Origin of the sequence: Pseudomonas sp. MWU16-30316 (assembly GCF_020515645.1) — a bacterium.
GTDB lineage: Bacteria > Pseudomonadota > Gammaproteobacteria > Pseudomonadales > Pseudomonadaceae > Aquipseudomonas > Aquipseudomonas cerasi.
Map to the genome: position 1 here is coordinate 1174080 of NZ_JAIZAZ010000001.1, position 11706 is coordinate 1185785.

The following is an 11706-nucleotide window of genomic DNA, read 5'->3' on the forward strand; positions in this document are numbered from 1 at the left end:
GAGTCAGCGGCTTGCCTGAGGATGGCATATTTATTGGATGATGTTAAAGTGCTTGCGCCTGTGAACCACGCACGCACGAAACGCATATAGGGCTCGGTTTTCGACTAGCTTCGTTAGTTGAGCGCGTATTTTGCGGGGAGTTGTAAACCGTCGTCCTGTCACGCTGGCTTTTATCTTTATGGATTGCGGTATTTCATCGCAAACACATGAAAAAACTGTCAGATTTTGCTCTGAATCTGTATTTTGGCGGCCTGTTTTCGCTCGGATGCGTTTTTTGCCCATTGCACACTCAAGAGCCTTACTGGATGCCGGCAAGTTTTTCATGTGTTAACCCGCCGAAACTGCTTGATGCACTGCGTGCTGAAACGAGGCAGTTGCACGTCAAGCTTGAAAAACGCATGCCGTTTTTTTCACCCGCTCTGGATCACGCTCTTTACCTCCGTCTGCTTCAGGCCTACTACGGTTTTTATGCACCGCTTGAGGCGATACTGCATGGCAGTGCCTTGATACCTGCGGAGCTTATTCCGGTCGAGAGGGTCAAAACTCCTGTGCTGGTCGAGGATCTGCGTGCGCTGGGGCTGTCCGATCACGACATCGGGCAATTGCCCCGCTGCGAACGGTTGCCCACTGTTGATTCTGCCGGTGCATGCCTGGGTGTGATGTATGTGCTGGAAGGGGCGACACTGGGCGGGCAGGTGTTGCGACGTGAGATAAACCGGCGTTTGGGCCTGGATGAGCAACGTGGAACGGCCTTTCTCGATGTTTACGGTGCCCTCACCGGACCTCGCTGGAAGGCGTTTCTGAATCATCTGGACGACGTGCCGCGAGAAGTTGTTCTTATTGATGCCGCCGCGTTTGCAGCGCACTCCACATTTGCATGTTTCGAGCACTGGCTCGAGGGTCAAGAGGTACTGCTATGAGCCAACTCGACAAAGACGCCTTTGAAGTCCTTCTGGCCAATTGTGCGGATGAGCCCATTCAGTTCCCTGGCGCCATTCAACCCCACGGCCTGCTGTTCACGTTGCAAGAGCCCGAGCTGACTATCCTGCAAGTCAGTGCCAACGTGCACTCTGTGCTGGGCCATGTGCCCGAGCAGGTGCTCGGCAAGGGGCTGGACTGTGTGCTGGGCGCTGGCTGGGCCGAGGTGATTAAAAGCGCCAGTGCTCATGACTCGTTCATCGACGCGCAACGCCTGCTGATGTCGATCAACGGCATCGAGTTTGAAGCCTTGCTGCACCGCAGCCAGGGCGTTCTGATTCTGGAACTGGAGATTCAGGACAAGGATGCGCAAGCGATCGGTTATTCCGAGCGCACCGGCAACATGGGCCGCATGTTGCGCCAGTTGCATGCTGCGAGTGATCTGCAGACCCTGTATGAAGTCAGTGTCCGCGAGATCCAGAAAATGACTGGTTACGACCGGGTGCTGATCTACCGTTTCGAAGAGGAAGGCCATGGTCAGGTGATCGCTGAAGCGTCGTCGCCCTCCATGGAGCTTTTCAACGGACTGTTTTTCCCGGCATCGGACATTCCCGAGCAGGCGCGCGAACTGTATCGCCGCAACTGGCTGCGCATTATTCCCGATGCCGATTACATCCCGGTGCCCCTGGTGCCTCAACTGCGTCCGGACACTCAGGAGCAGCTTGATCTGAGTTTTTCGACGTTGCGCAGTGTTTCACCGATCCACTGCCAGTACATGAAGAACATGGGCGTGCTGTCATCCATGAGTGTTTCACTGATTCAGGGCGGCAAGTTGTGGGGATTGATCAGTTGCGGCAACCGCACGCCGCTGTACGTGACTCACGAACTGCGCAGTGCCTGCCAGGCGATAGGCCAGGTGCTTTCCCTGCAGATCAGTGCCATGGAAGCGCTGGAAATAAGCCGTCAGCGAGAGGCGAAAGTCAGGGCGCTCGAGCAATTGAATCTGGCCATGGCCGAGTCCGAAGAAAACGTCTTTGACGGTCTGGCGCAGCAACCACAGTTATTGATGGATCTGGTAGGCGCGAGCGGCGTCGCCATCATCGAAGACCGGCAAACGCATTGTTTCGGCACCTGCCCGGAGCCTTCTGAGGTACGTGCACTGCATGCGTGGATGATTGCTGGTGGCGAACCAGTGTATGCCAGTCATCATCTATCCAGTGTCTATCCGCCTGCCGAGGCCTATCAGCCAGTTGCCAGCGGCGTATTGGCGATGAGCCTGCCAAAGCCGGTCGACAACGGCGTTATCTGGTTTCGCCCCGAGGTCAAGGAAACGGTTCAGTGGAGCGGTAATCCGAAAAAACCACTGGATATGGAGAGCTCGGCAGGCGGCATGCGTCTTCGGCCGCGCACCTCGTTTGAGATCTGGAAAGTCGAGATGACCGGGATCGCTACGAAGTGGAGCTATGGCGATGTGTTCGCCGCCAATGACCTGCGCCGCTCCGCTCTGGAAAATGACCTCGCCCGCCAGGTGCGCAGGGAGCAGCAGGCCGTTCGCGCCCGCGACGAGCTGGTAGCGGTTGTGTCCCATGACTTGCGCAACCCGATGACGGTCATTTCCATGCTGTGTGGGATGATGCAGAAGTCGTTCAGCTCCGATGGGCCACACACCTCGCGACGTATTTCCACGGCAATCGATACCATGCAGCAAGCGGCCAGCCGCATGAATGTGTTGCTCGAAGACCTGCTCGACACCTCGAAAATCGAAGCAGGCCGTTACACCATTACGCCGCAGCCGCTGGAAGTCAGCCAGATATTCGAGGAGGCTTACACCTTGCTGGCCCCCCTGGCGATGGACAAGTCCATCGAGATCTCCTTCAACGCCGAGCCTGACCTCAAGGTCCAGGCCGACCCGGAGCGTCTCTTCCAGGTGCTGTCCAACCTGATCGGCAACGCCATCAAGTTCACCCCGAAAATGGGCACAATCGGTGTGGCGGCAATGTCCAACGGCGCTGAAATCGTGTTCACCGTACGGGACTCCGGCGAGGGTATCCCTCCCGAGCAGTTGCCACACATCTTCGAGCGCTACTGGACCGTCAAGGAAGGCAACCCGACCGGCACCGGTCTGGGCCTGTACATCTCGCAAGGCATCATCAAGGCACACGGCGGTGAACTGGCTGCGCAAAGCCGGGTGGGCGAGGGCAGCGAGTTCCGCTTCACGGTGCCAATGGCAGTTTGATCGCTTTCTCAGGCTTGCAGTGTGTGTCGGCTCAAGCCTGAGTCGCGTCAGCCCTGATGCCAGTTAGTGGCTTTTTCGATGTATTCAGCGTTCGCCGGAAGTACCTTGCGCAGGAAAGCGAGGTACTTGTCCATCAACGCCTTGCTGGGAAAGCGCGCGGCGAAGCCGGTGGTGATATCGTCGCAATGGATGATGACCATCAGGCGTCTGTGATCGACCGTGACAAATTCATGCAGGTGCCAGGGGGCGGTTTGTCGATGGTGGACAGGGTTTTCCCAGTTCAGCAGTTTGATGGCGGCGATGAAGGCCATCGCTACCGGGCCGACCAGAAAGAGCAACGATCCGGTCAGGACGGCGACGAATCCGAATACCAACATGACGAAAATGGCGATGCCCTTGAAGAAGCTTGAGGCGAAGTCGGGGTAGTGGAGGTAATACTCGACCGTGGCGCCATCGGTTTTCAGGGTGTAGTTGAAGATGGTTTTTTGGCGGATGAGCAGGCCTACGAAATAGGCAAGAACGCCGGCGAGCGCTAATACAGTGCCCACTAATGAGTAGAGACTATCTGAAAACATTATCCAGCCTCCCCACAGGTAAAGTGTGCATCCTGTTAGGTAGAGTGCGATAAATATGGACTGAGTTATCATCATTTCTCTGGGCGATCTTGCAAGTGTTTTGATTTTCCAGTTCAGAACATCTCTACCCTGTGGCAAAGTTGGGACTTTTTCTTGTTGAGTCATATAAGTGTGCCCTCTGCGACTTCTAGAGTCGGCGTACCGGCTCTGTTTGATGCCTTCACTTCAAGTTCCACAGCAGCCAGTCCGTCAATAGCGGTATCGCCTCTTGGGCCAAGCTCCATCTGAAACAGATAGCTTCTATCGTCTTCGCCAAGGTTTAAAAGACTGGCCGGATACCAGATTTGCAGCTCGAGATACATTGCGTCCTTGTTCAGTGGCACCCAGGTTTCCCAGATGAGGTCTTCATTTTCTGGTGGCATGAGAGGGTAGGTGAGGTCATCACTCGCCTTGCCAGAAGGCGTGTTGGTTAGCTTCCCGAACTGTTCGGCTTTCCTGAATTGCCCGCGGTCCAGAAAAGCTTGATGCAGCGGGTCGTCTATTTTTTCTACAGGTAGCACTCCCCATGGTCGCTTGCTGCTGACGATGTTGAAGTGTATGGACTGCCCGCGTATCAGGTTGGGCAATTGCACTTGTACTCCAACACCATTTTGTACCGCTACGCTGTAGTGATCTCCTTTTCCTAGATAACGGTTTTCATAATGCACCGTGCTTTTGACATGAACCTGCGGAGATAATTGAATTTCCATCAGTGCGCGAACTTCTTCATACTCACCTTTGGCAGTCTCAGCGTAGCGATAGTCCAGGGTTCTGGACCAACAGCACTTGCGTAGCCACCAGCCGACACTGTCTTGCTTGAAATAATTCAGGGTCATCGTAGTGAAAAGATAAATAGAACCTATTATGAGCAACGCCACACTGAACCATGAGCTCATCGCAACAGTCGCGAATGCACTGGCAGGCGATAATCCTCCCATCAATTGAAAAGTTGAGCCCACTCCCATTGTGAACACAGAAATGCCTTTTACAATGATTACGTTCTTTTCTTCTGGTGTTTTTGCTGCGTAAAAGTCATCTGCAATATCAAATATTTCAAGCGTAACTGCCGCGAGTCCAAACCCACCCATCGCCACCATCGAACCTCTAAACCCCCTTATCGCATCCCCCCAAACCGCATTACCTCGTGCTTTCCAGTAAGCCGCCGATTTATCGAGAATGCCTATGTTATAGCCGCCAATGACAAGTGGCTTCGCCGTACTGATAACCGCCCACGGTGCTTCAACAAACACCGCCATCAACAGGTTAAAGCTGTACCCCAGCCCATACGTTACCTTGCCAATATCCTTGGCACTGAAGTCTCCATCCCGAGTAAGGTCGCGATAAGTGAAGGCGGTGTTGATGAAGTTGAGCATGATCACGCTCCAGGTGATCGAGCCGGCAATCCCTCCCAGTCCATCGAGCCAGCGTTTGGCGGTCGCCAGCCAGTCTTTGGTGATGGCTTTGCCCGACTGGAAGTACAGGCGAATCTCATCCTGCAACTGCCTGGCGTACTCGTTGTTCTGAAAGTCGAGCAGGGCGGGCATGCTCAGTTCGTGCAGGCGAAGCTTTTGCTCGAGCGTGCGCAGGTGGCTGGCGATGCTTTTGCGGGGGTTGTAAGCGGTGGGGTAGAGCCAGCTGCGACGGGTATCGCTGATCTGTTTGTTGAGCACCTGCCACTCACTGATCCAGTTTTTCAGCTTCGCGAGCATCTTGTGATCGATCGCGATACGCGCCTTCGAATCGAGCAGGATCTGGCCTATCAACAGCGTGCGTATCAGTGCAACGATGTTCTGCTGCTTGCCCACCGCCAGGCGGCTGTCGATGGGCACCCAGGCCAGCAGAATGCTTTCGAACGTCGCCTTGCCTGCGCTGCTGGCCAGTTGGCCGAGAGCTTTGAAGGTGTCCTGAACGGGTTGTTTCAGCGCCTTCATCCACGGCTTGTCGGCAAAGCCCTGATGATTGAGCGTGCCGTTGAGTTCGCCGATTCGGGTGGCCAGGTTGGTCACGTCGCCAAGGCCGTTCAGCAGCGCGTTGGCCTCCTGATGCAGCGCGTGTTTGAGCGCCGGTGAGAAGCCGTAGCGCAAGGTGCCAAACAGGCTGCTGTCGTTGGCTTCCTGCTCGGCAAGCCAGGTGCTGGCGGCGTTGTCCTGAGCGTAGATGATCTGCAGGTTAAGCATGAGCGTTTGCAGATAAAGCAGGCTTTCGGGGTGGGTGGTGTCGACAAACAGCTTGAGCGGTTCCGTGCCCAGATGGGTCGACCATTGCCGAAAGTCGCTTTGCGTGTCACGCACCTGTTGCAGCAGTGTGTCGCCGGTTGGCAGGTGCTGCTGAAGGTATTGGCGCGCACCGCTCAGATCGACCTCGCGCCGCCATTTGTGGCGATCTTTCCAGGCTTGCAGGGCCTCGTCGGAGGGCGCGCTGCCGTAACGCATTTCAATCAATTTGCGCATGTCCAGGCTCTTGAACATGTCCGGCATCAGCAGAAAATCGCCGGGAACGTTACTGCTGCTGATCTGCGCTTCCTCAAGGATGCACTGCTCGAAGTAAGCTTCGAGCTCGCCCAGGTACTGATGGGTGAGCGCCGCATTGTCGCGCACCGATGCCGGCAATTTCTCCGGTTCGCCTTCAGCGCCACACAGTGCGGTAACCGTCTGGGCGATCTGGATCCTGTGTTCGTACTCGGCTTGCCAGTTGCGGTAAGCGGCCTGATCGGCGGCCAGTTGCATACCCAGATCGTTGAAAATGGCCAGCGGGTCATCAAGGGCAATGAGCAGTGAACTGTGCTGGTCTTCAACGCTGCCCTGCCAGAAAACGTCAGCGCCGATTGGCGAAAACAACGGCTGGGTTTCTTCGCTGGAGGCCTTGGATGTAGGAATCGTCGAGTCTGCAAAGCGGCCATCGTCAACCACATGCTCCTTGTCGATGTCCGCCACCGCTTCGGCAATGCGGTTCAACGGCAAGGTATCCGGCTCGGCCATGGTCATGCAGTAGCGTTTCAGATCCAGCGCTTTCATCCATGCAGAGCGGCTTGCCGGGTTCGAACGCAGGTGTTCGCATGTTCGCCACGTCCATTGCAGCGGAGAAAAGGCGATATGAAGCCGGTTGTTTCGCGGATAGAGCAGGAAGGGTTTGCCATCGTCGGCACCGCTTCGCCGGTCACTGCCAAGCTGCGTATCGGCCCACACAATACGGCTCAGGTTGCCGGTGGCGGCTGACACCGCGTACTCGTGCAACGTTTCGGCAGTCTCGTCATAGACATATACGTAACCGTCATACAGCTGGCGAAGGGTATAGCTGCGTGTTTTCAGCTTCGGCATCACCGCCCAGCGGCTGCCCTTGAGTAGCGGTTTCAGCTTCTGGGGAGCGGTATCGTAGCGGGAGCGATCCAGCGCATAGCGCACGGGCACGATGGCGACGTCAGGTCCGCGGAAGGGACACAGGCTGGTGGCCGTGGCGGGAGTTTTGGCGAACGTTGCAGCACGTCGTTGAGTATGGGTGCCGGATTTGTCGGTCATGCATGGAATCTCTGCGCAGAAACGGTCGATATCGCCCGCTGTATGCAGAGGTGCATTCCAAGATATGTGCCGACTGTCTACTTATCTATAAAAAACAAATAGATAGGGATTTAAAGCAAAGACATCGAGCAAGAAAAGCGTGAAATAGTGCGCAAGTATCTGCACACGTGCGCTGACTCGCGCATGCTCGCTGCATCGCTTTGAGTACAAGCCTTGGTCAATTTTATTTAGGTATTGGGTGCGCAAAAGTCTGCACGGCCCGCGCCAAGTGCCACGAACAGGAAATCAGGTCGTTTGCCGAATCAGGCAGGCAGTGCAATTTCCACCTGAATACTCTTGCGTGCCTTGAACGGAGCGAGCAGGGATTCGTCATCCACCGGGTTGGTAATCAGCGTCCAGGGCTGGCGCAAGGGTGTCCAGTGCTGCTGACGAGCTCGGCCCAGCTTGGTGACGTCAGCCAGGACAAAGACCTGAGCGGCGCGTGCCACCATGTTTTCCTTCAGATACGCCTGTTCGGCGCTGGCCTCGCACAGACCCAGCTCCGCTACCACGCCATCGGCACTGATGAACAGTTTGTCGGCACTCAGGTGTTCCAGGGCTGCCTGCGCCGCCACGCCATAGGTCGACATGCTCGATGCGCGCAGCGTGCCGCCGAGCACGGTGATGCGCCCATCGGGGATCAACGCCAGATCGCTCAGCGCCAGCAGGTTATTGGTGATCACATGCAGCCCGCGCCGCTGATTGAGAATGTGCGCCAGCGCGCTGGTACTGGTACCGCCTTCGAGAAACAGCGTGTCGTGATCCTCGATGTGCGCCAGTGCGGCACGGGCGATGTCCATTTTTTCCTGGCTGTGCTGACGGCTGCGCTCTTCCAGAGAAGTTTCCGGCTCGCGCTGACCGACGTGTGCCGCGCCGCCGTAGGTGCGCAGGATCAAGCCGTGTTCGGCCAGGGCGGTCAGGTCGCGGCGAACCGTGGCTTCCGAGACGCCGAGTTGGGCGCACAGCTCGTCCACGTTGGATTTGCCGGAAAGAACCAGTTCGAGTATCGCTTGACGACGGTTGGCGACTTTCATTACAGCCCTTGCACTAAAGCCTGGAAGCGGGATGCAACCTTACAACGACGCACCGCCGCATACCACCAGGCTTTGCCCGGTAATTGCACCCGCGTCGGGGCCGAGTAGAAACGCCGCCAGACCGGCGATTTCCTCGGGTTGCACGAAGCGGCCTATCGGAGGCTTTCGCGGCGGCGTGCCACTGCGTCCCGGGTCCAGCAGCATCGGCGTTTCGGTCGCGCCGGGGGCGATCAGGTTGACGGTGATGTTACGCGGGGCCAGCTCGATCGCCCATGAGCGAACCATGCCTTGCAGCGCCGCCTTGGTCGCTGCGTACTGGCTGCGTTGCGCCGCGCCCTGCATGGTGCGGCTGCCGATCATCAGGATACGGGCACCGTCGCGCAGGCGTGGGTAAAGCGCATTGACCATGTGGCTGGCAACGGCCACATGCAGATGCCACATCGCCTGGCCATCGGCATCGTCCAGTTCGCCAAGCGCTGCAGTGCGCATGAAGCCGGCCGCATGGATCAGTGCATCGATGCGCGGTGTTTGCTGCAGGGCTGCGTCCAGCGCGTTGAAGTCGTTGAGGTCGCACGCTCGCCAGGTGAAGTTCTTGTGTTCCAGGTCTGGCGTGCGGCGGCTCAGACCGGTGACCTGCAAGCCCTGTGTCAGCAAGCGCGTGATAATGGCTTTGCCAATGCCGGAGCTGGCACCGGTGACGAGTACGGACTGAATCGGTTCGGGCATGGCATGGGTTCCGCAAAGGCGTCGATCGGCAGCAGGCTGATCGACGCGGGTGGGTCAACGGATCGCGTTCAGCGGCAAGTGAATATGTTTGATCTTCTGTCGGAAGTAGGTGAAGGCGACATGCAGGCTGCCATCCGCGGCCTGGATGATGCTGGGGTAGGAGAATTCGCGGTTGAGCTTTTCCTGTGAGTTGTTGGTCAGGCAAAAGCCGTCGCCCAGCTCCAGGTCCAGACGGGTCGGCCAGGTACCACCGCCGTCCCGCGAGACCGCCAGGCTCATTGGCGCACGGGGGATGCCCCACACTGCAGCCTTGCCGTCCTCACGCGGTCCCGGTGTGATCCGCTCGTCACCTTCGTCTTCGATTTCGTCGTACAGCGAGGCGCGGCGCTGGGCGTGGCCGTCGGCGCTGACAGGGTTATAGACCAGTGCCAGCTCGTCCGTCGCCAGTCTCACGAACTGGATCGACGAGTTGTTGTTGGGCAATTCGGTCGGTGCCGGCACGCTCCAGGTTCGGCCCCGGTCGCTGGACCGGCTGCTGTAGATGAAGTCTGCCCAGCGGCTGCGGAACAGACCGAGCAGGCTACCATCCGCCAACTGATGAACATTCATGTGCACGCTGCCGGTGCTGTCAGGCACGTCGTGGCGTGACCAGTTGTGTCCTTGATCGGTGGAGATCATTACTGCACTGACGTCATGGTTGCCGACCCACTTTTCACCGGGGCCGGTGATGCAGTACCAGACCGGCAATACCCAGTCACCGTTATCCAGTACCACCGGCGGCTGGCGTACAAAGGTACCCGGCTCGTCGAACAAGGTGTCTACAGGCCCCCAGCTCTGGCCGTAGTCCAGCGACAGGCGACGGCGGATGATCGCGGTCTCCTGATTACCGGAAATCTGTGCGGTCCAGATCAACCACAGCGGGCCGTCGGGTGCTTGAAACAGAATCGGGTTCTGTTCGGAGCGGGTCGAGTCTTCGGACATTTTCCGGGGCTCGCTCCAGACGCCCGTCACCGGGTCACGGCGCGACAGCAGTACGAAGATGTCGGCCATACCCTCCTGAGTCCCCGCGAACCAGGTGCATAGCACTGTGCCGTCGGCCAGCTCGTGCAGGTTTGCCGCATGGTTCTGTGCGTAAGGCGTTGGCAGGAACGCGTCCTGACGGGTATCAGCGGTTGGCATGGGGGACCTCGGTTTCTACAGGATTGGCAGGTTGGCTCGGCGCGGACTGGGGCAGCAGGCGCTCGATGGCAATCACAACGGCAGGTGTCACCAGGGCGATGTACATGTTGTCGATGCCGTAAGGGTTGTTCAACAGATACCAGACGCTGGTGGTAATCGCTGAGGCGATCAGACCCAGCGTGGCGCCTCGGCCCGAACCGAAGAACGGCAGGTAGATGGCGATCATGGCGACAACGGCAATCGACAGGCGCAGGGCGCGAGTGAAGAATGACAGGTTGAGGATTTCGGGGACGAAGAACACGAAGAACAGCGGCACGAAACCGATCACCAACGCGATCAGGCGTGTGGTTTTGAATTCCTGATCCACGGACGGTTTGCGCCACGGTACGTAGAAGTCACGGACGACCAGCGAGGCGATGGCCAGCGCTACCGTACTGACGCTGACGAAAATCGAAGCGACCAGCGAGATGGTCACTACGCCTGCCAATACCGGGCTCATCGATTGCAGGAAGATCGGCAGCGCGTACAGGCTGCTCATTTCCGGGTGCAGGTACTTGGACGCGACACCGATGAAGCCCAGCGCCAGGGCAATCGGGATGCACAGCAGCGAGGCATAGAAGGTCGAGCGGCGTGCTGCGTTCTGATTCTGCGTCGAGGAGATGGCCTGAATGATGAACTGCGTGGAGAAAATCGCGCCGACCGTGCCGATGATCCAGGCGAGGATTTTCGAACCACCGATGGCGCCGTCCCACGTGAAGTAATGCTCGGGCATGTTCTGCACCACGGGGCTGAAGCCGCCAGTCATTTTCAGTGCCACGCCGAGCACGATCAGCACGCCGATGTATTTCACCCCGGTGTGCAGAATACTCATGTAAGCCACGCTTTTCAGGCCGCCGAACACGTAGTAGAGCGTGCTGATGATCGCGGTAATGAAGGCCGCAGTGGTCAGGTTGATCTTCAGAACCGTGGCAATGGCCGCCGCGCCGCTGACGTAGTTGCCGACGTTCACCAGCAACAGCGCGTAGATCATGATGATCGAGACTGCGAGTTTGGTGGAGGTGCCGTATTTTTTGGCGATGAAGCCGGAAATGGTGAATTCGCCGGAGCTGTACAGCTTGCGCGCCATCAGCAGGCCGAACAGCGGGAAGCCGATGGCTGCGGCGATCACTGACCAGGAGGCGGCAAAACCGCTTTCGAAGGCCGCTTGTGCCGTACCGACCGTAGACTTGGCGCCGATGAATTCGGACATCATCAGCACGCCGACGACAAAGGCGGGCATGGTGCGCGAGGCGACCATGTATTGCTCACTGGTCTTGCTGCGCAGGCGCATGCTCATCCAGGTGGTTATGAGGATGTAGACGACCACCATACCGATGATGATCGAGGTGTCTTGCGCGTTGAAGGTATCCATCAGTCTCGCTCCATTGTTTTTGTTCTGGCGCGTT

Annotated in this window: 8 protein-coding genes; 2 read left to right on the forward strand and 6 right to left on the reverse strand. The window is 57.7% G+C overall.

Features of this window, described 5'->3' with window-relative positions; all coding sequences use genetic code 11:
- Positions 1 to 305 precede the first annotated feature (305 nt).
- Together LCH65_RS05470 and LCH65_RS05475 are read left to right on the forward strand one after the other, a co-directional pair.
- Positions 306 to 920, forward strand: coding sequence for a biliverdin-producing heme oxygenase (locus LCH65_RS05470; RefSeq protein ID WP_003369999.1), 615 nt, complete (start codon positions 306 to 308; stop codon positions 918 to 920).
- Positions 917 to 3154, forward strand: coding sequence for an ATP-binding protein (locus tag LCH65_RS05475; RefSeq protein ID WP_096105604.1), 2238 nt, complete (start codon positions 917 to 919; stop codon positions 3152 to 3154). The genes LCH65_RS05470 and LCH65_RS05475 overlap by 4 nt, the downstream gene beginning before the upstream one ends.
- Positions 3155 to 3201: 47 nt before the next feature.
- On the opposite strand, the gene LCH65_RS05480 is transcribed toward LCH65_RS05475, so the two are convergent.
- From LCH65_RS05480 to LCH65_RS05505, 6 genes are all read right to left on the reverse strand, one after another.
- The gene (locus tag LCH65_RS05480; RefSeq protein ID WP_226439216.1) at positions 3202 to 3894 is read right to left on the reverse strand and encodes a permease; all 693 of its coding nucleotides are present in this window, start codon (positions 3892 to 3894) and stop codon (positions 3202 to 3204) included.
- On the reverse strand, positions 3891 to 7283 hold the full coding sequence (locus tag LCH65_RS05485) for a toxin VasX (RefSeq protein ID WP_345945904.1): 3393 nt from the start codon (positions 7281 to 7283) through the stop codon (positions 3891 to 3893). Before LCH65_RS05485 ends, LCH65_RS05480 begins: the two co-directional genes overlap by 4 nt.
- 302 nt (positions 7284 to 7585) lie before the next feature.
- Positions 7586 to 8356: a DeoR/GlpR family DNA-binding transcription regulator gene (locus tag LCH65_RS05490; protein WP_003436038.1), complete on the reverse strand. Its 771-nt coding sequence runs from the start codon at positions 8354 to 8356 to the stop codon at positions 7586 to 7588.
- 39 nt (positions 8357 to 8395) lie between these two features.
- The gene (locus LCH65_RS05495) at positions 8396 to 9082 is read right to left on the reverse strand and encodes an SDR family oxidoreductase (RefSeq protein ID WP_072366876.1); all 687 of its coding nucleotides are present in this window, start codon (positions 9080 to 9082) and stop codon (positions 8396 to 8398) included.
- 54 nt (positions 9083 to 9136) lie between these two features.
- The gene (locus tag LCH65_RS05500) at positions 9137 to 10261 is read right to left on the reverse strand and encodes an exo-alpha-sialidase (protein WP_226439218.1); all 1125 of its coding nucleotides are present in this window, start codon (positions 10259 to 10261) and stop codon (positions 9137 to 9139) included.
- Complete coding sequence (locus LCH65_RS05505) at positions 10248 to 11672, reverse strand: sodium:solute symporter family protein (protein ID WP_003436044.1); 1425 nt, start codon at positions 11670 to 11672, stop codon at positions 10248 to 10250. The genes LCH65_RS05500 and LCH65_RS05505 overlap by 14 nt, the downstream gene beginning before the upstream one ends.
- Between the last annotated feature and the right edge of the window lie 34 nt (positions 11673 to 11706).